Here is a 20,049-nt window from a genome sequence, read left to right as displayed (position 1 = left end):
ATGGTGAGGCCCGGCGTGCCATGGGCCAGGCCGCTCTTGATGACGCTCTGGCGCGCCGGGTCTGGCCCGAGCCGGCGGTCAGCACCTGGCCCAGGATCACTTCGTTGATCTGCTCGGCGCTGAGCTTGCTGCGCGAGAGCAGCTCCTTGATGACGGTGGCGCCCAGTTCGGGTGCGGCGATCTTGGCCAGGCTGCCGCCGAACTTGCCGACGGCGGTGCGTGCGGCGGCGACGATGACGATGTCTTCCATGGATTTGTCCCTATCTCAGTGTGTGTGAAGTTGCGGAATCGGTTCAGGCCTTGGCCTTGGCCTTGACGTAGCGGCCAGGGGCCGGCTCGATGGCCTTGTATTGTCCGCGCCCTGGGGTGCGGGGCGCGGCAATCTGCTTGCCGCCATGGCCGGCGAGCCAGCCGGACCAGTCGGTCCACCAGCTGCCCGGGTGCTCGGTCGCCTTGGCCAGCCAGTCGTCGACCTTGGCTGGAAAACGCGTGTCGCTGCCGGTCCAGTAGCTGCGCTTTTTCTTGGCGGGCGGGTTGATCACGCCGGCGATGTGGCCCGAGGCGCCCATCACGAAGCGCTTCTTGCCGGGCAGGTGCTGGGTGGAGGCGTAGGCGCCGCCGATGGGCACGATGTGGTCTTCGCGCGAACCGTAGATGAAGACCGGGATGTCGAGCAGCGACAGGTCGATCTTCTCGCCGGAGACGGTGGCCGCGCCGGCCTCGATCAGCCGGTTTTCCAGGTAGGTGTTGCGCAGGTACCAGGCGTAGAACGGGCCTGGCAGGTTGGTGGAATCGCTGTTCCAGTACAGCAGGTCGAATGGCGGGGGCGTCTCACCCTTGAGATAGTTGCCGACCACGTAGTTCCAGACCAGGTCGTTGGGCCGCAGGAAGCTGAAGGTGGAGGCCAGGTCGCCGCCCGGCAGCAAGCCGCCCTTGCCCATCTGCATCTCGCGGTACTTCACCATGTTCTCGTCAATGAACACGTCCAGGATGCCGGTGTCGCTGAAGTCGAGCAAGGTGGTCAACAGCGTGAGCGAGGCCACGGGCTTCTCGCCGCGCGCGGCCAGGACGGCCAGCGCCGTGGTCAGGATGGTGCCGCCGACACAGAAGCCCAGCGCGTTGATCTCGTCCGAGCCGCTGATCTCCTGCGTGAGGCCGATGGCGCGGATGGCGGCGTCCTCGATGTAGTCGTCCCAGGTCTTGTCGGCCAGGCTCTTGTCGGGGTTGCGCCAGCTCACGACGAAGGTGCGGTGGCCCTGCTCCACGGCATAGCGGATCAGCGAGTTCTCGGGCTGCAGATCCAGGATGTAGAACTTGTTGATGCACGGCGGCACGAGCAGCAGCGGGCGCTCGTGCACCTTGGCGGTCAGCGGCTTGTATTCGATGAGCTGGAACAGCTCGTTCTCGAACACGACCGAGCCCTCGGTGGTGCCCACGTTGCGGCCCACTTCGAACACGCTCTCGTCGGTCATGGAGACATGGCCCTGGCTCATGTCGTGCAGCAGGTTCTGCAGGCCCTTGGCGATGCTCTCGCCCTTGGTCTTGAGCGCCAGCGCCTGGGCTTCGGCATTGAACGCGAGGAAGTTGCTGGGGGCCGAGGCAGCCATCCACTGTTCGACGGCGAAACGCACGCGGGCCCGCATCTTCTCGTTGCCTTCGATTGCATCGGCCAAGCCCATCAGGGTGCGGGCGTTCAGCAGATAGGTGGCAGCCGACAGGGTGGCGACGGGGTTGCTGGCCCAGGCTTCGCTGGCAAAGCGGCGGTCGCGCTGCAGCGATTGCTTGGCGCTCTCGTTCCAGAGATTGGTGGCTTCGGCCAGATACTGCTGCTGCAGTTCCTGAAGCTTGTCCGGCGCGAAGCTCAGGGCCGGGAGCGTCGCGCCGGAGGCAGCCCCGTTGCCGATGGGCCCCATGCCCTTCATGGCCGTGGACAGCAGATTGCCCATGACGTGTTGGAACTGCTGGGCAGCTTGCGCCCAGTTTGCTTCAGAATGCATCGCGTCTCCTCAACCTCGGTTATTCGGGTAATCCCTGATTACACCAGTGCCTCTTGGCAGCTGCAACTTTTTTTACGTTTATGTACCTGGTTGTGATCGCCTGGACCTATGTCGCCGTGATGATGGCAGTGGCTGAGGCCACCAGCACGCAGGGCTCGGTGCTCGGTGGCATGGTGACCTTTGTACTCTACGGCGTCGTGCCGATGACACTGGTGGTTTACCTGATGCGTACGCCAGCCCGGCGCAAGGCCATGCGGGCACGCGAGGCCGCGGAGCGCGCAGCCCATCAAGCCACGCTGGCCCAGGGCTCAGGCGCTGCGCCAGATGCAGGCAGCCATGCGGCCGCTGACGCGGTCGCGCCGATGCGAAAAGAACCGTGAGGGGTTGCCGACGGTGCACCAGCCGGGGCTGCCATCGTTGCCGTGGATGCTGGCCAGGCCAAGCGCCTGCAGACGTTGACGCGCCAGGCCCTGCAGGTCGGCCAGCCATTTGCCCGCGCCATGCGGCCGGAAGAATCTTGCGGCCTCGGGTGACTGCGCTGCGAAAGCCGCCCTGACCTCCGGCCCGACCTCGAACGCATCAGGCCCGATGCATGGGCCCAGCCAGGCCAGCAATGGCGCGGCCCTGTCGCCAAGCGACTGGCGCACTGCGGCCACGGTGGTCTCCAGCACACCCACACCGCCCTCACCTGCCAAGCCACGCCAGCCGGCATGGGCCGCCGCCACGCAGCGGCCACTGGGGTCGGTGAACAACACGGCCAGGCAGTCGGCCACCATGATGGTGCAGACGGCACCGGGCGCCACGCTCACGCAGGCGTCTGCGACCCGCAGCGGCGATGGCAAGTGCAGCACCTCCGTGCCATGCACTTGCTGCAGGAAGACGGGCTCGGCCTGCAACGCTTGCGCCATCCGAAGCCGGTTCTCAGCGACCGCTGTCGTGTGGTCGCCCACGTGGTCGCCCAGGTTCATGCTGGCGTAAGGCGCCTGGGACACGCCGCCCGCGCGCGTGGTGTGCACCGCATGCACATGGGCGGGTGCCGGCCAGTCGGGCACCAGCCAGTCGGCAGGCGATGCCATCAGGCCTCGTTGTCGGGGCAGGCCGAGGGCTGGGCCTGCTGCACAGCGGGCAGCTGCATGCAGGCTTCGTGGGCCGCCATGGTCAGCGGCAGGCCCGACAGGTCGACCTGGAAGCGCTGCGCGTTGAAGATCTGCGGCACCAGGCAGCAATCGGCCAGCGTGGGCGCGTCACCGAAGCAGTAGGCCGCGTCGGGCTGGGTGGCCCGCAGCAGCGCGAGCTGTCGCTCGAACGCCTCCAGGCCCTCGCGGCACCAGTGGCGGTACCAGGCGTTCTTCGCGGCTTCGTCCAGCTTCAGGTCGCGCACCAGGTACTTCAGAACGCGCAGGTTGTTGATCGGGTGCAGCTCGCAGGCGATGGACTGGGCCAGCGCCCGCACCTGCGCGCGCGCGATGGGGTCGGCCGGCACCAGGCGCGGCGTGGGGTGGGTCTCGTCCAGGTACTCGATGATGGCCATGGACTGCGACAGGCGCACGCCGTCGACCTCCAGCACGGGCACCAGCTGGTCGGCCGAGACCTGGGCGAAAGCGGCATGCCTGTGCTCGCCCTTGGCGAGGTGGATGGGGACATACTCGTAGGCCAGCCCCTTCAGCGCCAGCGCGATGCGCACGCGGAACGAGGCGGAGGAGCGGAAGTAGTTGTACAGCTTCATGCGGCGCATTATCAGGAAGCCGCCGGCTGCCACTGTCCCGCTGCATGCAGGGCGCGCAGGCGGCCGAACACGATGCCGACCGCCAGCACGCCGAGCGCACCGACGGCCATCAGCGGGCGCGTGCCGAAGCCTGACACCGAGAGCCCGGCCAGCCACACGCCCGTGGCCTGGCCCAGGAAGAAGCAGCACGCGAAGGAGGACACAGCCGCACCGCGGCGGGCCGGCGCCATCTGCGTGGCGTTGGTCTGCAGCGTGTTGTGCAGCATGTAGAAACCCAGTCCGGCGCTCAGGCAGGCCGGCACGGCCCACCACCAGACCGGCGCCCACGCGATCACGAGCAGCGAGGCCGCGATGATGGCGCCGCCGCTGGCGGCCAGGCGTGTCTCGCCCAGTCGGGCGACCAGCCTGCGCGCGCCGAACGCGAACACGATGCCGCCGGCGCCGAAGGCCATCAGCGTGGCGCCAGCCAGCGCCAGCGACAGGCCAAACACGGCGTGCAGATGCGCGGCGATGAAGGCGAACGCACCGAACAGGCTGGCGCCTTCGAGAAACACGGCCACCAGCACGATGCGCGCCCAGGGCAGGGCCAGCACCTTGGCGAACTCACCGGTCATGCGTCGCACGGCCGAGCCGCCTGGCGCCGTGGCAGGCGCCGCACCAGAGCCCACTCGCGCGCCGACCCGGCGCAGCCACAGCGCCATGCACAGGAACCAAGCCGCCAGGCCCCAGAACGGCAGCCGCCAGCCCAGTAGGTCGGCGGCCAGGCCGCCGATCACGACGCCGGCCGACATGCCCATGATCTGGCCGATCAGGAAGCGCGCCAGCACGGGCTGGCGCTCGGCATAGGGCACGGTGTCGCCGATCCAGGCCATGGACAGCGGAATGATGGCCGCCGCCGCGATGCCGGCGATCAGCCGCGCGCCCACCAGTGGCACGAAGCCCGGCGCCAAAGCGCACGCGAGCGAGGCGAGCATGCAGGCCATGCAGCCCCAGCCGATCACGCGGAACTTGCCGAACCGGTCACCCAACGGGCCGAACAGCAGCTGCGCGAAGCCATAAGCCAACGAGAAAGCCGTGATCACCTGCGCGGCCTGCGCCAGCGTTACGCTGAACTCGGCGGCCAGGCGCGGCAACAGCGGGTCGGTCAGGCGCATGGCGGCGGCGCTGCCGAAGGCGGCCAATGCGAGCGCCAGCAGGGCACCCGGCGCGAGCCCGTTCGGCGCCGGGGGAAAGGAATCAGGAGGCATCGGCCGATGATACGGACGAGGTCTCCCGTCGGTTCAGGCCGGCGCCGATCAGCCCTGGCGTTCGGCCAGGTAGACCTCGACGCGGCGGTTCTTGGCGCGCCCGGCCTCGCTGCCGTTGTCGGCGATGGGCTCATGCGACCCACGGCCCGCCGTCACGATGCGGCGGTAGTCCACGCCGCGCGAGGCCAGGTAATCGCGCGCGCTGGCGGCACGCTGCTGGGACAGCGGGTCGTTGATGGCATCCGAGCCCGTGGAGTCGGTGTGGCCGATGATGCGGATCTCGGTGTTCGGCTGGTCTCGCAGCCCCGAGGCGAACTGGTCCAGGATGGGGCGCAGCGAAGGCCGGATGTCGGCCCGGCCGGTGTCGAAGGAGATGTCGCTGGGGATGTCCAGCTTCAGCTGGTTGTCCGCGGTCTGCGTGACCGACACGCCGGTACCGGCGGTCGCGCGCTCCATCTCAGCCTTCTTCTTTTCCATGTGGTTGGACCAGATGTAGCCACCCAGTGCGCCAACGCCCGCGCCGATCGCGGCGCCCTTGCCCTTGCCGACGAGCGCGCCGACCCCGGCGCCAACGCCGGCCCCGACGGCCGTACCCTTCTGGGTGTCACTCATGTTGGCGCAGCCACTGAGCACGACGGCCAGCGCAGCGGCGGCGATGCCGGCACGGGGCAGCACGCGCAGGGAAGAAGAGGTTGAAGTGGTGTTGGTCATGGAAGACTCCTGTTGTTGTGGATCACGCCGGCATTGCACACCAGCGGCTGGTGACAACCGTCACGACACGATGACGGGTTGCTACGAGTTGTAGCCCTGGCGCACGCCTTCGCACAGTGTCGCCCATGCCGATCGGCTGTAGGACGCTTCATGCAAGCCCCAGGGCCGAAAGCCCCGGGCGCATGGCACACTGGCCGCCGCATCACCACCCACCCGACACCCCGCGCCGCGGGCATCGTTCGATCCGAAAGGTTGCAATGAGCTTCGTGTTTCCCCCCTTTCCTACTGTGGCCGTGCCGGTCGTCGGCCAGACCGCCACGTTCCCGGTGCACCGCGTCTATTGCGTGGGCCGCAACTACGAGGACCATGCCAAAGAGATGGGCTTCACCGGCCGCGAGCCACCGTTCTTTTTCATGAAGCCGGCCGATGCCGTCGTCGTCGTACCGGCAGGCCAGACCGGCTCCATGCCCTACCCCAGCCTGACCAAGAACCTGCACCATGAGATCGAGCTCGTGGTGGCCATTGGCACTGGCGGGAAGAACATCGCTGCGGCCGACGCGCACAAGCACATCTTCGGCTACGCCGTGGGCCTGGACATGACACGCCGCGACCTGCAGGGCGAGATGAAGAAGCAGGGCCGGCCCTGGTGCATCGGCAAGGGATTCGACCAGTCCGCGCCCATCGGCCCGATCACGCCAAAGGCCCAGGCCGGCGATGCCGAGAACGCCGAGATCTGGCTGCAGGTCAACGGAGAGGACCGCCAGCGCAGCAATGTGTCCAAACTGATCTGGAACATCGCCGAGACCATCGAACACCTGTCGGCCGCCTGGGAGCTGCAGCCCGGCGACCTGATCTATTCGGGCACCCCCGAGGGCGTCAACGCGGTGGTGGCGGGCGACACGCTGCGCGGCGGCGTGACGGGGCTGGAAGGCCTGACGGTCAGGATCGCGGGCTGATCGCGCGATGTTTCGCACGCCGATCAAGCACTGCCGCAATTGCGGCACCGCCGTCGTCTACCGCATCCCCGACGATGGTGACACCAAGGAACGGGCAGTGTGCCCGGCCTGCGCCACGATCCATTATGAGAACCCCTTGGTCGTGGTGGGCACGGTGCCGGTGCTGGACGAACGCGTGCTGCTGTGCAAGCGCAACATCGAGCCGCGCTGGGGCAAGTGGACGCTGCCGGCCGGCTTCATGGAGCTGGGCGAATCCACAGCCCAGGGGGCGGCGCGCGAGACCGACGAGGAAGCCGGCGCGGCCTACGAGATGGGCGGGCTGTTCAGCGTGATGAGCGTGGTGCGCGTGGGCCAGGTCCACATGTTCTACCGCGCGCAGCTGCTGCACGACCGCTTCGCACCTGGCCACGAGACCATCGAGGCCCGGCTGTTCACCGAGGATGAAATCCCCTGGGACGAGATCGCCTTCCGCACGGTCGGCGAAACGCTGCGGCGCTTCTTTGCCGACCGTAAGGCCGGCGCCTTCCAGGTGCACCACCTGGACATCGTCTAGCGACCGGGCGGCCTACTCGCCCAGGTAGGCGGCGCGCACCTTGGGGTCGTTCAGCATGACCTTGGCGTCGCCGCTCATGGTGATGATGCCGGACTCCATCACATAACCGCGGTTGGCGATCGCCAGCGCGCGGCTGGCGTTCTGCTCGACCAGCATGATGGTCACGCCCTGGGCGTAAACGTCCCGCACGACCTCGAAGATCTTGTCCACCATGATGGGCGACAGGCCCATCGAAGGCTCGTCCAGCAGCAGCACCTTGGGCCGGCTCATCAGCGCCCGGCCCATGGCCAGCATCTGCTGTTCGCCGCCCGACATGGTGCCGGCCAGCTGGTCCTTGCGCTCGCGCAGGCGCGGGAAGATCACGAACATCTTCTCGATGTCCTTGTCGATCTCGGCCTTGTCGTCGCGCACATAAGCGCCCATCTGCAGGTTCTCGGTGATGGTCATGCGGGCGAACACGCCGCGACCCTCCGGCACCATGGCCAGGCCCTGCTTCACCAGGTCCCAGGCGCCCTGCCCGCGGATGCTTTTGCCCAAGTATTCGATGTCGCCGCCGCTGGCCGGCAATGTGCCGGTGATGGCCTTCATGGTGGTCGTCTTGCCGGCGCCGTTGGAGCCGATCAGCGAAACCAGCTCGCCCTCATGCACTTCGAAATCGATGCCCTTGACGGCCTGGATGCCGCCGTAGGCGACCTGCAGGCCCTTCACCTTCAATAGCACTGTCATCAGTGACCCCCGGTGCCGAGGTAAGCCTCGATCACTTTTTCGTTCTTCTGCACCGTGGCGGGCGTGCCCTCGGCGATCTGCTTGCCGTAGTCCAGCACCGTGACGCGGTCGCACAGGCCCATGACCAGCTTCACGTCGTGCTCGATCAAGAGGATGGTGCGGTTGTCCTTGCGGATGCGGTCGATCAACTCGCGCAGCATGACCTTTTCGGTCGCGTTCATGCCGGCGGCCGGCTCGTCCAGCGCAATGAGCTGCGGGTCGGTGGCCAGCGCGCGCGCGATCTCCAGCCGGCGCTGGTCGCCATAGCTCAGCGTGCGGGCCTTGTAGTCGGCCAGCTTGCCGATGCCCACGTAGTCCAGCAGCTCCTGCGCGCGCTTGGCGATCGCCAGTTCCTCGGCCTTGAAGCCGCGCGTGCGGAAGATGGCGCCGAGCAGGCCCGAGCCGGTGCGCACGTGGCGGCCGACCATCACGTTCTCGAGCGCCGTCATCTCGGCGAACAGCCGGATGTTCTGGAAGGTGCGCGCGATGCCGGCCTGCGCCACTTCATGCACGGCAGTCGGTTTGTAGGGCTTGCCGGCCAGCTCGAAGCTGCCGCTGTCGGGCGTGTACAGCCCGGTGATCACGTTGAAGAAGGTGGTCTTGCCCGCGCCGTTCGGGCCGATGAGGCCGTAGACCTGGCCGCGTTCGATCTTCAAGCCCACGTCGGAGAGGGCCTGCAGCCCGCCGAAGCGCTTGGAGATGCCGCTGACGTTGAGGACGATGTCTGCCATGGTGTGCTGCTCCGCCGCTCAGGGGTTGATCGACATCGGGCGGTCGGGCTTGCCGGGCACCGCGTCGGCCGGCGTGTCCACGCCGGGCGTGATGGCCTGGGCCGAGCCTGGCACCGGGTCGGGTGCCGTCTTCTTGTTCAGCGACTTGCCGTGTTCCGGCGACGGCCACAGGCCGCGCGGGCGCGTCAGCATGATGACGATCATCGCCAGCGCAATGAACAGCTGGCGCAGGATGGAGGCGTCGAGCCGGCCGTCGGTCATGGCCTGCAGCGGGCCGGCGATGTAGCGCAGCACCTCGGGCAGGGCCGACAGCAGCGCCGCGCCCAGGATCACGCCGGGCAGGTGGCCGATGCCGCCCAGCACCACCATGGCGACGATCATGACCGACTCCATGAGGCTGAACGATTCGGGCGACACGAAGCCCTGGAACGCGCCGAACATGGTGCCGGCGACACCGCCGAATGCCGCGCCCATGCCGAAGGCCAGCAGCTTCATGTTGCGCGTGTTGATGCCCATGGCCTTGGCCGCGATCTCATCCTCGCGGATGGCCATCCAGGCGCGGCCGATGCGCGATAGCTCCAGCCGGTGGCAGATGACCACGCTGATGAGGACGAGCGCGAGGAACAGGTAGTAGTACAGCGTGACCGACGGCAGCGTGAAGTCGCCGATCTTCAGCGAGCGCCCCAGGTCCAGGCCGAACAGCTTGATCGAGTCGATCTGGTTCAGACCCTTGGGGCCGTTCGTGATGTTGACGGGGTGGTCCAGGTTGTTCAGGAACACGCGGATGATCTCGCCGAAGCCCAGCGTCACGATGGCCAGGTAGTCGCCGCGCAGCTTGAGCGTGGGCGCGCCGAGCAGCATGCCGAAGAAGCCCGCGAGCCCGGCCCCGAGCGGGATCACCAGCCACAGCGAGGAATGCAGCCCGTTCGGAAACATGGCCTTGAAGGCCTCGAAGGTGTCCGTCAGATGCGGCGAGGCCAGCAGGCCGAACATGTAGGCGCCGACCGCGAAGAAAGCGACGAAGCCCAAATCCAGCAGGCCGGCGTAGCCCACCACGATATTGAGGCCCAGCGCCAGCATGATGTAGAGCAGCGACATGTCCGCGATGCGCACCCAGGCGTTGCCGAACTGCTGCAGCACCAGCGGGAAGGCCAGCAGCACGATGGCGCACACCACCGTGGTCAGAGTCTTGTTGTTCTTCATGCGCAGCTCCTAGGCCCGGTCCGCCACACGCTCGCCGAGCAGGCCGGACGGGCGCAGCGTGAGGATGATGATGAGCACGATGAACGCGAAGATGTCGGAGTAGTGGCTGCCCAGCACGCCGCCCGTCAATTGGCCGATGTAGCCCGAGCCGATGGCTTCGATCAGCCCCAGCAGGATGCCGCCGACCACCGCGCCGCCCAGGTTGCCGATGCCGCCGAACACGGCCGCCGTGAAGGCCTTGAGGCCCGGCAGGAAGCCCATCGCATGCTGCGCCGTGCCGTAGTTCGAGGCGTACATCACGCCGGCGATGGCCGCAAGCACGGCACCGATGATGAAGGTCGCAGAGATCACGACGTCCGGCTTGACGCCCATGAGTGCCGCGACCCGCGGGTTCTCGGCCGTGGCGCGCATCGCGCGGCCCAGCTTGGTGAAGTTGACCAGCCACATCAGCACGGCCAGCGACACGGCCGTGAGGCCCAGGATCAGGATCTGCGTGGGCGAGATCACCGCGCCGCCGATGTGCACCGGTGTGCTGGACAGCAGCGTGGGGTAGGCCTTGTAGTTCGGCTTCCAGATGATCATGGCCAGCGTCTGCAGCAGGATGGAGACGCCGATCGCGGTGATCAGCGGCGCCAGCTTGGGGCTGTTGCGCAGGGGCCGGTAGGCGATCTTCTCGATGGTGAAGTTGAGCGCCGCAGCCACGATGCAGGCGATCACCATCGCCAGGATCAGGATCACCCAGCCGGGTGCCCCCGGCATGCCTTGCTGCATCAGGCCGATGGAGGTCCAGCTCGTGAGGGCGCCCACCATCAGCACTTCTCCGTGCGCGAAATTGATCAGGTTGATGATGCCGTACACCATCGTGTAGCCCAGTGCCACCAGGGCGTACATGCTGCCCATGACCAGACCGTTGATGATCTGCTGTAGCAAGGTATCCATATTCTTCTCCGTTGCGGAGGTGCCGCGCTGCACCCCCTTCCCATCACCTAGCAAAAAACCCGCCAGATCGGTGCTCGTGCGGGTTTCGGGGCGATTCTAGCCTTGCGCTTCCGAGCGAAAACGCAGGAGTCCGACGGGGTTTACCCTTTGCACGGCAGCCGCCTGCGACGCCCTGGCGCACGCCCGGCAGCTCAGCCGCGCTGGCGGTTTTTCTCGCGCAGGGCTTCGAGCTTCTCGCCGATCTTGAGCTCCAGGCCGCGCGGCACGGGCCGGTAGAACTGCGTGTCGGCCATGCCGTCGGGGAAGTAGCGCTCACCGGCTGCAAAGCCGTCTTCCTCGTCGTGCGCGTAGCGGTAGTTCTTGCCGTAGTCCAGGCTCTTCATGAGCTTGGTCGGCGCATTGCGCAGATGCAGCGGCACGGGCCGCGTGCCGTCCCGCTTCACGAACGCGCGCGCCTCGTTGTAGGCCTTGTAGACGGCGTTGGACTTCGGTGCAACGGCCAGGTAGACCACGCATTCGGCCAGCGCCAGTTCGCCCTCGGGCGAGCCCAGGCGCTCGTAGACCTCGGCCGCATCCAGCGCCAACCGCAGCGCGCGGGGGTCGGCCAGCCCGATGTCCTCGCTGGCCATGCGCACCAGGCGGCGCGCCATGTAGCGTGGCTCGGCGCCGCCGTCCAGCATGCGCACCAGCCAGTACAGCGCGGCGTCGGGGTCGGAGCCACGCACGGATTTGTGCAGCGCGCTGATGCTGTCGTAGAACTGCTCGCCGCCCTTGTCGTAGCGCCGCATGCGCTCGCCCAGCACGCGCAGCAGCCAGGGGTCGTCGATCTGCGCAAGCTTTTCCTGCCGCACCGCGACGGCCAGCGTCTCCAGCGTGTTGAGCAGGCGCCGTGCATCGCCGTCGGCATAGGCCACGAGGCGGTCGAGCGCCTTGCTCTCGATGGCCGGCAGCGCGTCGATGGCCTGGGCCTTGGCAACGATCTGGCGCAGGTCATCCTCGCCCAGCGACTGCAGCACGTAGACGGCCGCGCGCGACAGCAGGGCCGAGTTGACCTCGAAGGAGGGGTTCTCGGTCGTGGCGCCGATGAAGGTGAACAGGCCGCTTTCGACATGCGGCAAGAAGGCGTCCTGCTGGCTCTTGTTGAAGCGGTGCACCTCGTCGACGAACACGATGGTGCCCTGCTGCGCCAGGCCGTCACGCGCGGTCGTGGCGCGTTCGACGGCCTCGCGGATCTCCTTCACGCCGCCCAGCACGGCGCTGATGGCGATGAACTGCGCGTCGAAGGCATCGGCCATGAGCCGCGCGATGGTGGTCTTGCCGGTGCCGGGCGGGCCCCACAGGATGCAGGAATGCGGCTGGCCCGACTCGAACGCGATGCGCAGTGCCATGCCTTCGCCTAGCAGATGCTGCTGGCCGACGACCTCGCCCAGGGTCTTGGGCCGCAGGCGCTCGGCCAGCGGCTGGTTGGAAGTGGCAGAGGCGGATCGGTTCGCGGAAGGCATGGTGGCCGCTATTGTCCGGTGCACCGGGCCGAGCGGGCCGCGCGCCGCCGCAGCGGCTTCTTGCCGCTGCCCTCAGACGCCGACGGAGGGCATGTGTGGCCGGTGGTTCGGCAGCCGCAACAAGCGCAAGGCCTGGAGCAGCCAGGGCGTCCACCGCTGCTGCAGGCTTGGCGGGCCGTCGCGGCCCAGCAGGCCATCCCAGATGCCGAGCAGGCACGCGTCGCGCTTGAGCGGCTGGCCGTGGCTGTGCAGGCGGTTGCTGTACAGCAGCCAGGTGTCCAGCAGCCTCAGGCGCAGCCAGCGCCGCTTTCCGGCGGGCGTATGGCGGCCCCAGAAGCGAAAGGCGTTGCGCGCCATGAGATAGAAGTAATACGGCGGCCGCTCGAACATCTGCCCCTCGAAGCAGGCGTGCTCGACATGCGCGTCGTAGGCCATGGCACTGTGCCACTGCGCACCGGCCAGTCGTGCGCAGATGTCGTCGTCCTCGTAGTAGGCGAAGTAGCGCTCCTCCAGCAGGCCGACCTCGCGCAGCGCCGTGGCGCGCAGCAGTACCGCCGTGCCCACGACCCAGAAATCCTTGCGATGCGCCAGCGCCAGCGCCCGGGAGGCGTCTGTCTGCACCGGCCGCGGCGAGTCCAGCAGGTCCCAGTCATGGACGGCACCGGCAAAGTCGACCAGGTCCGGCTGGCCCAGCCGCACGATGACGGGCGAGGCCGCGCCGCAGCGGGGTTGCTCGTCCATCAAACGCAGCAACTGCGCCAGGCTGTGCGGCGGTGCGATCGCGTCGCTGTTGAGCAGCCAGACGAAGTCCGCGCCTTTCGCCAGCGCTTCACGGATTGCAACGTTGTGCCCACCGGCGAAGCCCAGGTTCTGCGGCAAGGCCTGCAGCCTGACCTGCAGGCCGGCCAGGGCGTCCGCCAGCGCGGCTGCGTCTTCCGCGCGCGACCCGTTGTCGACGACCACCAGGTTCACGCGCACATGGGGCGGCAGCTGCAGGGCCAGCACCGAGCGCACCGCGTGCAAAGTCACCGCGGACGAGTTCCAGTTCAGGATGCTGACGGTGACGTTGTGACATTCGGACATAGGTACGCGCGGTGAACGGCGCAGGGACTGCGGAGGACTGGGACGGATTTCGCTTGAATTTGGCGCTTCTGCGCCGACTGGCGGCGAACAATCCGCAGAGATTGCGGCCGGAATTGTAAGCAACAGTTATGCCTGACCGAGACGTCAAACGCTGGCTGCGCGCACCTCTGACAGAGTGGCGGACCCGCATCGCCGGCATGTCGCGCACCTGAAGCCGGCGCCTGCGCCCAGCTTGTAGGCCCGACACAGCCACGCTATCGTGGCGCCGGCTCGCACCAGATCAAACCAAAACATGGAGACAAGCATGCCAACGACAGCCGCTCAGACGCCCACCGGGCAGGATGGGACCACCGCGTTCAACCGACGCTCCTTTCTCGGATCCGTGGGCGCCAGCGCCGCGGCGCTGGGTGCCGCGGGCGCATGGGCCCAGGGCAAGGCCTCGCTTGCGCCACCCAGCACGGTCACCACGCCACCGCGCGACTTCGGCCCCGGCGCGCCGCCCACCACCTACTTCTGGGATCCGGACGTGATCGCCGTCGACCCCTCCTTCAACGACCTGGCGCAGCCCAATGCATCCATCCAGCGGCTGTGGACGGGCGCCGGCTGGGCCGAGGGGCCGGCCTGGAACTCGGTCGGCAAGTTCCTGCTGTGGAGCGACATCCCGGCGGACCGGCAGCACCGCTGGATCGAGGACGACGGGCATGTCTCGGTGTTCCGCTCACCCTCGAACAACAGCAACGGCAACTGCTTCGACTTCCAGGGCCGGCAGATCGCCTGCGAGCACCTGACGCGGCGCGTGGTGCGCTACGAGCTCGATGGCTCCATCACCGTGCTGGCCGACAGCTTCAAGGGCAAGCGCCTGAACTCGCCCAACGACGCCGTGCCGCACCCCGACGGCAGCATCTGGTTCACCGACCCGCCCTACGGCGCGCAGCTGTACGAGGGCACACCCGACCCCGCCGGCGGCAAGAGCAACCGCGCAGGCCGGCTCAACAACCGCATCGGCCAGCCGGTCGGCGTGGGCGACGCGCGGCAGGAGCTGCCGACCCAGGTCTACCGCTGGGACCCGAGCGGCCGGCTCGACGCCGTGATCCCCGACGACAAAGTGCCCAACCCCAACGGCCTGTGCTTCTCGCCCGATTACAAGAAGCTCTACGTGGCCAGCACCGGACCGGCCGGCAAGGGCGACATCCATGTGCTGGACGTGGGCGCGGGCAACCAGCTGTCGGGCCAGAAGGTGTTCTCCGACTGCATGGTCGATGGCGTGAAGTGCGGCCCCGACGGCATGCGCGCCGACGTGTTCGGCAACATCTGGTCGGCCAGCAACGCCGGCCGTGCCGTGGGCTACAACGGCGTGACGGTGTGGAACCCGGAGGGCAAGCTGATCGGCCGCATCCGCCTGCCCGAGGTCTGCGGCAACCTGACCTTCGGCGGGCCCAAGCGCAACCGGCTGTTCATGATCGCAAGCCAGTCGGTCTACGCGGTCTACACCGCAACCCAAGGCGCCTCGCCGAGCTGAGCAGGGGCAGCGCGAGCGATGGCTCGCCCATGCCGTGTCGCCTGCGTGATTGCACGGGCGCCACGGCGCAGCACCATCGCCAGTCCACTCAGCGAGGAAACCCATGGAAGTACGGAACAAGGTCGTCATCGTCACCGGCGCGGCGAGCGGCATCGGGCGCAGCCTGGCCCAACGATTCGCGGCGGAAGGCGCACGCGGCGTGGTCGTGGCCGATGTGCAGGTCGGCGCCGCACAGGCCGTGGCGCGCGACCTGCCGGGCGAGGTGGGCCTGGCACTGCGCTGCGACGTCAGCCAGGAGGCGGACATCCAGGCCCTGGTGGCGGCCACGCGCGAACGCTTCGGACAGGTCGATGCCTACATCTCGAACGCCGGAATCCTGGGGCGCAAGGGCGGCATCGAACTGGAAGACGCGCTGTGGGACGCGATGTGGAACATCCACGGCATGGCCCATGTGTGGGCGGCCCGCGCCGTGGTGCCCGACATGCTCGCGCGCGGCGAAGGCTACTTCCTCGTGACGGCCTCGGCCGCCGGGCTGCTCAGCATCGTCGAGTCCGCGCCCTATGCCGTGACCAAGCATGCGGCCGTGGCCTTCGCCGAGTGGCTGCGCATCGCATACGGCCGGCGCGGGCTGCGCGTGTCCTGCCTGTGCCCGCAATCGGTCCAGACCCCGATGGTCAAGGGCACGGACAGCTCGGCATCGCACGACGGCATCATCTCGCCGGACCAGGTGGCCGGCGACGTGGTCCAGGCCATGCGCGAGGAGAAGTTCCTGGTGCTGCCGCACCCGGAGGTCGCGCAGTACTTCCGCAACAAGGGCCAGGACTATGACCGCTGGCTCGGCGGCATGCAAAAGCTGCACGCCCAGCACGCGGCCGCGGACGCCCACCACGCCGACAGCAGCGATGCGTCCCTGGCCGAGCTGGCCCATGCCCGGCAACCCCTGGCGCCATGAGCCGTTGCAGGACACCGCCATGCCCGACATCGTCGCCGTCCAGGCCCGTCTGGACCCGCTGTTTCCCGGCCTCATGGGCGTGCGCCTGACCGCCCTGGCACCGGACCGTGTCACCGCCGAGATGCGCGTGCGGCCCGACCTGTGCACGGCCGGAGGCATCCTGCACGGCGGTGCGTACATGGCGTTTGCCGACACACTGGGCGCGGTGGGCACCTTCATCCAGTTGCAGCCGGGCCAGCGCACCACGACCACCGACTCCAGCACCAAGTTCATGGCCGGCGCCAAGGTCGACACCGTGGTCACGGGCGAGAGCGTGGCGCTGCACCGCGGGCGCACCACCATGGTGTGGCAGACCTCGGTGCGCAATGCCGAGGGCAAGCTGTGCGCAGTCGTCACGCAGACGCGCTGGTGATGGCGGCGCACTGAGCGCCTGTTCCGGCCGCCCAGCAGGCCCTTGCATCGAGGACCTCACGGCCGCACCTGGCGCCCCCACACCCGCTCCAGCGCGCCCCAAGCTGCCGCCACGGTGGGCTCTTCCCTTCAGCATTGAGGCTTCCTGATCGACGAGTGCGGCGTGCCGCGGCGCCAGGCCGCGTGGCTCGAAGATCTCCCGCAGCAGCCGGTGGTGCACCGATTCGGGCGGCGTCCCCACCCAGGGCAGCGTGGCCACGCCTTCCCAATCGCGTCCCTGCACCTGCGGCCCCCAGCCCTGTGGCGCCATGACGCGGTAGGAAAAGCGCGTGAGTGCGCGTGCCGCAAGAGGCGGCTGCAGCACCTGTGTGGCGGCCAGGCTGGGGCTCAGATAAAAGCAGACGTCCAACTGGCCCTGCTGCAACTGGGCCAGCACGCTGCCACTGATGCCGTGGCGCAGCTCGGTGTCGATCTGCGGCACGGCCGCCACCAGCGCGCTGAGCCAGTCGCCCAGGCAAATGAACGACGGGTCGAGGATGGTGCCGATGCGCAGCACGCCGCCCGGTGTGCCCACGCTGGCCGAATCCGGCATCCGTGGCGTGGCGGTCGGCGACCCCTGGTATGGCCTGTTCGCGCCCAAGGGCGTGCCGTCGGCCGTGCTGGCAGCGTGGCACAACGGACTGGATCAGCTGCGCCAGGACGCCAGCGTGATGGGGGCGCTGGGCGTGATCAATGCGGACCCGGTGCTCTCCAGTCCCGAAGCCTTCGCACAACGCGTGGCGGCGGACGAGAAGGCGTTCGACGCGCTGGTGGCCGTGCATCCCATGCCGCAGTAGCGGCGAGGCGCCACGGAGGGCGCGGCATGCGTGGGCGATACTGGCCCGCAGATCCGATTGGCCACCGCTCCGTTGACTGCCACCCCTTCTTCTCCCGCCCACGCCGCCCGCGAACTCTATGCCGCGCTGTGGCGCCATGCCGAAGGTGCGCGCGGCCAGCTGAGCGGCGCCATGGCGCTGCTGGGCGGCGCGCAGCTGGTCCGGCTGGCCATGCCCTGGCTCGCGGCCCAGGCCATCAACGCACTGCAGCGCGGGCAGCTGCAGGACTCCGGCCTGTGGATCGCCGGCCTGATGGCGGTGTACCTCGCTTCCTGGCTCATGCACGGCCCCGGCCGCGTGCTGGAGCGCAATGTGGCCGTGCACGTGCGCGAGCAGCTGGGGGACAGGCTCTACGCACGCATCGCCGGTGCGCCGCTGGCCTGGCATGGCACGCAGCACTCGGGCGAGCTGCAGCACCGCGTGCACCAGGCCAGCCGCGCGCTGGCAGACTTCGCGCAGAACCAGTTCGTCTACCTGCAGAACGTCGTCAACTTCTTCGGCCCGCTGGTCGCGCTGACGCTGCTGTCGCGCAGCAGCGGCGCGCTGGCGCTCGCCGGCTACGCACTGATCGCGTTCGTGATCCTGCGCTTCGACCGCGCGCTGATGCTGCTGGCGCGGCTGGAGAACGATGCCGACCGGCGCTATGTGGCGGCGCTGGTGGACTTCATCGGCAACACCGCCACCGTGATCGGCCTGCGGCTGGCCACGGCCTCGCGCGCGCTGATGCGGCTGCGCATGCGCGCCGTGTCGGGCCCGCTCAAGCGCGCCACGATCGTCGGCGAGGGCAAGTGGTTCACGGTCGACATCCTGGGCCTGGCGCTGACCTGGGGCCTGGTGGTGATGTACGTGTGGCAGACGCGCACGCCGGGCGAAGCCGTGCTGCTGGGCGGCGTGTTCATGATCTACCAGTACGCGCAGCAGACGGCCGGCGTGATCGGCTCCATGGCCGGCAACTTCCAGAGCTTCGCGCGCATGCACACGGACTACCGCAGCGCCGAGCCCTTGCTGACGGCGCCGCAGCGCGCCGACGAAGCCGCCGAGGCGCTGGAGCCGGACGCGCGCTGGCAGCAGCTGGCGCTGCAGGGCCTGCACTGGCACTACGCCGAAAGCAGCCGCGGCGGCGGCCTGCACGCGGTGGACCTGCAGCTCGCGCGCGGCCAGCGCGTGGCACTGGTCGGCCCCAGCGGCGGCGGCAAGAGCACGCTGCTGCGCGTGCTGGCCGGCCTGTACCCGCCGGCATCGGGGCAGCTGCTGCTGGACGGCCAGCCTCAGGACTGGGCCCGGCTGCGCAACATCGCCACGCTGATCCCGCAGGAGACCGAGGTGTTCGAAGCCAGCGTGCGCGAGAACCTGGCCTTCGGCCTGCCGCAGGACGACGCGGCGCTGCTGGCCGCCATCCACACCAGCGCCTTCGACGAAGTGCTGGCCGGCCTGCACGGCAACCTGGACACGCCGCTCACCGAGCGCGGCGCCAACCTCTCGGGCGGCCAGCGCCAGCGCCTGTGCCTGGCGCGCGGCGTGCTGGCCGCGCGCGGCAGCACGTTGCTGCTGCTGGACGAACCGACCAGCGCGCTGGACCCGGCCACCGAAGGCCGCGTGCTGGACCGCATCGCCCAGGCATTTCCCGATGCGTGCGTGATCGCCTCGGTGCACCGCATGAGCCTGCTGTCGCACTTCGACACCGTGGTGCTGATGGAGGCCGGCCGCGTGAGCGACGCCGGGCCGCGCGATGAGGTGCTGGCGCGGCAGCCGCAGCTGCGGACTGCGCCCTGATGTTTGACGATAACTGAATTCGGCACTAAATTCAGACCCATTCAACGTAGGAGTCCAGCATGCCATCCGCTGCCAACATCAAATCCATCTCTTACCTGAAAAGTCACGCATCGCAGATATCCGAAGATCTGGAAATGAACGGCACCCCGTACTTCATCACGCAGAACGGCGAGGCCAGCATGGTGATCGAGAACGTCAGGCAGTTCCAGGAAAAGGAAGAGCTCATCGCAGCGCTGAAAGTCATGGCCTTGGGCGAGAAGGATCGCCTGCAAGGCCATGGCATTTCGGCAGCCGAATCACGTGCGCAACTGGCCGCCGCACGTCAACGCCGCAAATAGTGGCGATCGTCATTCTTCCTGGCGCGCAAGACGACTTGCTCTCGCTGCAGGAATACATGCTGTCCAAATGGAGCGAAGCTGACTGGCTGAAGGCCGAAGACGAGATCTTCGGCAAGTTGGCACTGGTGGACAGCGGCTTGCTGACCGGGCCACATGTTCAGGAACTGACTTCTGTGGGCATCTCCGAATACCGGAACGTCTTCACATCGCACCACAAGCTGGTCTACCGTCGCATGACTGGAGACACCTACGTCTATGCCATCGCCGGGCATCGGCAAGACTTCAAGTCGCTCCTGATGAAGCGCCTTCTGAAAATTTAAAGCGCCTAACAGGCTGCTGAAATACCTCGGTCTAGGCCGCGGGGCCGGTGCGCGCAGGACAATGCGGCATGCGCGGATCCGACACCTTCACCGAAAGCCCGTTCAGCATCAAAAAGCTCGATGACTTCGTGCCTGCAACGCACCCGTTGCGAGCCATCCGGGCCATGGTCAACGACGCGCTCAGCGGACTCGAAGACCTGTTCGCAGGCATGTATGAGGACGCCTCCAAGGGCGGACGCCCCAGCATCGCCCCACAAAAGCTGCTGCGCGCCAYGCTGCTGCAGGTGCTGTACTCGGTGCGCTCGGAGCGGTTGCTGATGGAGCAGGTSCAATACAACCTGCTGTTTCGCTGGYTCATCGGGCTGTCCATGGACGACAGCGTCTGGGTGCCCACGGTGTTCAGCAAAAACCGCCAACGCCTGATCGAGCATGGCGCGGTGGTGGCTTT

Annotated in this window: 22 protein-coding genes and 2 pseudogenes; 11 read left to right on the top strand and 13 right to left on the bottom strand. The window is 68.0% G+C overall.

Features of this window, described 5'->3' with window-relative positions; genetic code table 11:
* Both ASF43_RS16835 and ASF43_RS16830 read right to left on the bottom strand, forming a co-directional pair.
* Positions 1 to 250 (bottom strand): annotated as a pseudogene (locus ASF43_RS16835) (acetyl-CoA C-acetyltransferase); the annotation flags it as partial.
* 43 nt (positions 251 to 293) lie between these two features.
* Positions 294 to 1,997 carry an alpha/beta hydrolase gene (locus ASF43_RS16830; protein WP_056183531.1) on the bottom strand — a complete coding sequence of 568 codons (1,704 nt, stop codon included), beginning with the start codon at positions 1,995 to 1,997 and terminating at the stop codon, positions 294 to 296.
* A 53-nt stretch (positions 1,998 to 2,050) separates the two neighbouring features.
* On the opposite strand from ASF43_RS16830, the gene ASF43_RS29895 reads away from it, so the two are divergent.
* On the top strand, positions 2,051 to 2,377 hold the full coding sequence (locus tag ASF43_RS29895; protein ID WP_369803281.1) for a hypothetical protein: 327 nt from the start codon (positions 2,051 to 2,053) through the stop codon (positions 2,375 to 2,377).
* On the opposite strand, the gene pgeF is transcribed toward ASF43_RS29895, so the two are convergent.
* The 4 genes from pgeF to ASF43_RS16810 are packed head-to-tail and all read right to left on the bottom strand — an operon-like array spanning position 2,306 to position 5,681.
* On the bottom strand, positions 2,306 to 3,073 hold the full coding sequence (pgeF, locus tag ASF43_RS16825; protein ID WP_056183529.1) for a peptidoglycan editing factor PgeF: 768 nt from the start codon (positions 3,071 to 3,073) through the stop codon (positions 2,306 to 2,308). The two genes, ASF43_RS29895 and pgeF, sit on opposite strands and share 72 nt — an antisense overlap.
* The gene (maiA, locus tag ASF43_RS16820; protein WP_056183539.1) at positions 3,073 to 3,723 is read right to left on the bottom strand and encodes a maleylacetoacetate isomerase; all 651 of its coding nucleotides are present in this window, start codon (positions 3,721 to 3,723) and stop codon (positions 3,073 to 3,075) included. The genes pgeF and maiA overlap by 1 nt, the downstream gene beginning before the upstream one ends.
* Before the next feature lie 11 nt (positions 3,724 to 3,734).
* The gene (locus ASF43_RS16815; RefSeq protein WP_056183528.1) at positions 3,735 to 4,970 is read right to left on the bottom strand and encodes an MFS transporter; all 1,236 of its coding nucleotides are present in this window, start codon (positions 4,968 to 4,970) and stop codon (positions 3,735 to 3,737) included.
* 48 nt (positions 4,971 to 5,018) lie between these two features.
* A complete protein-coding gene (locus tag ASF43_RS16810; RefSeq protein ID WP_082497918.1) occupies positions 5,019 to 5,681 on the bottom strand; it encodes an OmpA family protein in 663 nt (220 codons plus the stop codon).
* A 257-nt stretch (positions 5,682 to 5,938) separates the two neighbouring features.
* Between ASF43_RS16810 and ASF43_RS16805 the strand changes: the two genes are divergently transcribed.
* Positions 5,939 to 6,637 (top strand): fumarylacetoacetate hydrolase family protein, encoded by a 699-nt coding sequence (locus ASF43_RS16805; protein WP_056183526.1) that lies wholly within the window; start codon positions 5,939 to 5,941, stop codon positions 6,635 to 6,637.
* A 7-nt stretch (positions 6,638 to 6,644) separates the two neighbouring features.
* Positions 6,645 to 7,190 (top strand): NUDIX hydrolase, encoded by a 546-nt coding sequence (locus tag ASF43_RS16800; protein WP_056183524.1) that lies wholly within the window; start codon positions 6,645 to 6,647, stop codon positions 7,188 to 7,190.
* 12 nt (positions 7,191 to 7,202) lie between these two features.
* Here ASF43_RS16800 and ASF43_RS16795 read toward each other — a convergent pair whose 3' ends face one another.
* From ASF43_RS16795 to ASF43_RS16770, 6 genes are all read right to left on the bottom strand, one after another.
* The gene (locus ASF43_RS16795; RefSeq protein WP_056183522.1) at positions 7,203 to 7,916 is read right to left on the bottom strand and encodes an ABC transporter ATP-binding protein; all 714 of its coding nucleotides are present in this window, start codon (positions 7,914 to 7,916) and stop codon (positions 7,203 to 7,205) included.
* The gene (locus ASF43_RS16790; RefSeq protein ID WP_056183520.1) at positions 7,916 to 8,686 is read right to left on the bottom strand and encodes an ABC transporter ATP-binding protein; all 771 of its coding nucleotides are present in this window, start codon (positions 8,684 to 8,686) and stop codon (positions 7,916 to 7,918) included. The genes ASF43_RS16795 and ASF43_RS16790 overlap by 1 nt, the downstream gene beginning before the upstream one ends.
* 18 nt (positions 8,687 to 8,704) lie before the next feature.
* Positions 8,705 to 9,889, bottom strand: a complete 1,185-nt coding sequence (locus ASF43_RS16785; protein WP_056183518.1) for a branched-chain amino acid ABC transporter permease — start codon at positions 9,887 to 9,889, stop codon at positions 8,705 to 8,707.
* Positions 9,890 to 9,898: 9 nt separating this feature from the next.
* Positions 9,899 to 10,828, bottom strand: a complete 930-nt coding sequence (locus ASF43_RS16780; protein ID WP_056183516.1) for a branched-chain amino acid ABC transporter permease — start codon at positions 10,826 to 10,828, stop codon at positions 9,899 to 9,901.
* A gap of 191 nt (positions 10,829 to 11,019) precedes the next feature.
* Positions 11,020 to 12,330 carry a replication-associated recombination protein A gene (locus ASF43_RS16775; RefSeq protein ID WP_056183514.1) on the bottom strand — a complete coding sequence of 437 codons (1,311 nt, stop codon included), beginning with the start codon at positions 12,328 to 12,330 and terminating at the stop codon, positions 11,020 to 11,022.
* 72 nt (positions 12,331 to 12,402) lie between these two features.
* Complete coding sequence (locus ASF43_RS16770; protein ID WP_056183513.1) at positions 12,403 to 13,413, bottom strand: glycosyltransferase; 1,011 nt, start codon at positions 13,411 to 13,413, stop codon at positions 12,403 to 12,405.
* A gap of 304 nt (positions 13,414 to 13,717) precedes the next feature.
* Here ASF43_RS16770 and ASF43_RS16765 point away from each other — a divergent pair, with 304 nt between their 5' ends.
* The 3 genes from ASF43_RS16765 to ASF43_RS16755 all read left to right on the top strand — a co-directional run bounded on the left by ASF43_RS16765 (position 13,718) and on the right by ASF43_RS16755 (position 16,296).
* Positions 13,718 to 14,932 (top strand): SMP-30/gluconolactonase/LRE family protein, encoded by a 1,215-nt coding sequence (locus ASF43_RS16765; RefSeq protein ID WP_056183510.1) that lies wholly within the window; start codon positions 13,718 to 13,720, stop codon positions 14,930 to 14,932.
* A 103-nt stretch (positions 14,933 to 15,035) separates the two neighbouring features.
* Entirely contained in the window at positions 15,036 to 15,884 is an 849-nt protein-coding gene (locus ASF43_RS16760; RefSeq protein ID WP_082497917.1) for an SDR family oxidoreductase, read from the top strand.
* Between the two features lie 19 nt (positions 15,885 to 15,903).
* On the top strand, positions 15,904 to 16,296 hold the full coding sequence (locus tag ASF43_RS16755; protein ID WP_056183535.1) for a PaaI family thioesterase: 393 nt from the start codon (positions 15,904 to 15,906) through the stop codon (positions 16,294 to 16,296).
* Positions 16,297 to 16,497: 201 nt separating this feature from the next.
* On the opposite strand, the pseudogene ASF43_RS29890 reads toward ASF43_RS16755, so the two are convergent.
* Positions 16,498 to 16,851 (bottom strand): annotated as a pseudogene (locus ASF43_RS29890) (LysR substrate-binding domain-containing protein); the annotation flags it as partial.
* Here ASF43_RS29890 and ASF43_RS31775 point away from each other — a divergent pair.
* The 5 genes from ASF43_RS31775 to ASF43_RS16730 form a co-directional block, all read left to right on the top strand.
* Positions 16,742 to 17,131, top strand: a complete 390-nt coding sequence (locus ASF43_RS31775; RefSeq protein ID WP_056183509.1) for a tripartite tricarboxylate transporter substrate-binding protein — start codon at positions 16,742 to 16,744, stop codon at positions 17,129 to 17,131. The pseudogene ASF43_RS29890 and the gene ASF43_RS31775 overlap by 110 nt on opposite strands.
* A 72-nt stretch (positions 17,132 to 17,203) precedes the next feature.
* Complete coding sequence (locus ASF43_RS16745; RefSeq protein ID WP_235578278.1) at positions 17,204 to 18,943, top strand: ABC transporter ATP-binding protein; 1,740 nt, start codon at positions 17,204 to 17,206, stop codon at positions 18,941 to 18,943.
* Positions 18,944 to 19,002: 59 nt separating this feature from the next.
* Positions 19,003 to 19,281 carry a type II toxin-antitoxin system Phd/YefM family antitoxin gene (locus ASF43_RS16740; RefSeq protein ID WP_056183507.1) on the top strand — a complete coding sequence of 93 codons (279 nt, stop codon included), beginning with the start codon at positions 19,003 to 19,005 and terminating at the stop codon, positions 19,279 to 19,281.
* Complete coding sequence (locus tag ASF43_RS16735) at positions 19,281 to 19,601, top strand: type II toxin-antitoxin system RelE/ParE family toxin (RefSeq protein ID WP_056183505.1); 321 nt, start codon at positions 19,281 to 19,283, stop codon at positions 19,599 to 19,601. Before ASF43_RS16740 ends, ASF43_RS16735 begins: the two co-directional genes overlap by 1 nt.
* Before the next feature lie 68 nt (positions 19,602 to 19,669).
* Positions 19,670 to 20,049, top strand: a 380-nt coding sequence (locus ASF43_RS16730; protein WP_162241818.1) for a transposase, incomplete at its 3' end; no start/stop codon positions are given.

Origin of the sequence: Pseudorhodoferax sp. Leaf267, from assembly GCF_001422405.1 — a bacterium.
GTDB lineage: Bacteria > Pseudomonadota > Gammaproteobacteria > Burkholderiales > Burkholderiaceae_C > Pseudorhodoferax.
This window is presented reverse-complemented; position numbering and strand designations above follow the sequence as displayed.

Coding starts and splice junctions, on each gene's coding strand:
- ASF43_RS31775 (WP_056183509.1), top strand. CDS start 16,742: ATGCCGTGGCGCAGCTCGGTGTCGATCTGCGGCACGGCCGCCACCAGC.
- ASF43_RS16740 (WP_056183507.1), top strand. CDS start 19,003: ATGCCATCCGCTGCCAACATCAAATCCATCTCTTACCTGAAAAGTCAC.
- ASF43_RS16760 (WP_082497917.1), top strand. CDS start 15,036: ATGGAAGTACGGAACAAGGTCGTCATCGTCACCGGCGCGGCGAGCGGC.
- ASF43_RS16755 (WP_056183535.1), top strand. CDS start 15,904: ATGCCCGACATCGTCGCCGTCCAGGCCCGTCTGGACCCGCTGTTTCCC.
- maiA (WP_056183539.1), bottom strand. CDS start 3,723: ATGAAGCTGTACAACTACTTCCGCTCCTCCGCCTCGTTCCGCGTGCGC.
- ASF43_RS16815 (WP_056183528.1), bottom strand. CDS start 4,970: ATGCCTCCTGATTCCTTTCCCCCGGCGCCGAACGGGCTCGCGCCGGGT.
- pgeF (WP_056183529.1), bottom strand. CDS start 3,073: ATGGCATCGCCTGCCGACTGGCTGGTGCCCGACTGGCCGGCACCCGCC.
- ASF43_RS16795 (WP_056183522.1), bottom strand. CDS start 7,916: ATGACAGTGCTATTGAAGGTGAAGGGCCTGCAGGTCGCCTACGGCGGC.
- ASF43_RS16805 (WP_056183526.1), top strand. CDS start 5,939: ATGAGCTTCGTGTTTCCCCCCTTTCCTACTGTGGCCGTGCCGGTCGTC.
- ASF43_RS16800 (WP_056183524.1), top strand. CDS start 6,645: ATGTTTCGCACGCCGATCAAGCACTGCCGCAATTGCGGCACCGCCGTC.
- ASF43_RS16765 (WP_056183510.1), top strand. CDS start 13,718: ATGCCAACGACAGCCGCTCAGACGCCCACCGGGCAGGATGGGACCACC.
- ASF43_RS16770 (WP_056183513.1), bottom strand. CDS start 13,413: ATGTCCGAATGTCACAACGTCACCGTCAGCATCCTGAACTGGAACTCG.
- ASF43_RS16790 (WP_056183520.1), bottom strand. CDS start 8,686: ATGGCAGACATCGTCCTCAACGTCAGCGGCATCTCCAAGCGCTTCGGC.
- ASF43_RS16810 (WP_082497918.1), bottom strand. CDS start 5,681: ATGACCAACACCACTTCAACCTCTTCTTCCCTGCGCGTGCTGCCCCGT.
- ASF43_RS16780 (WP_056183516.1), bottom strand. CDS start 10,828: ATGGATACCTTGCTACAGCAGATCATCAACGGTCTGGTCATGGGCAGC.
- ASF43_RS16775 (WP_056183514.1), bottom strand. CDS start 12,330: ATGCCTTCCGCGAACCGATCCGCCTCTGCCACTTCCAACCAGCCGCTG.
- ASF43_RS16785 (WP_056183518.1), bottom strand. CDS start 9,889: ATGAAGAACAACAAGACTCTGACCACGGTGGTGTGCGCCATCGTGCTG.
- ASF43_RS16830 (WP_056183531.1), bottom strand. CDS start 1,997: ATGCATTCTGAAGCAAACTGGGCGCAAGCTGCCCAGCAGTTCCAACAC.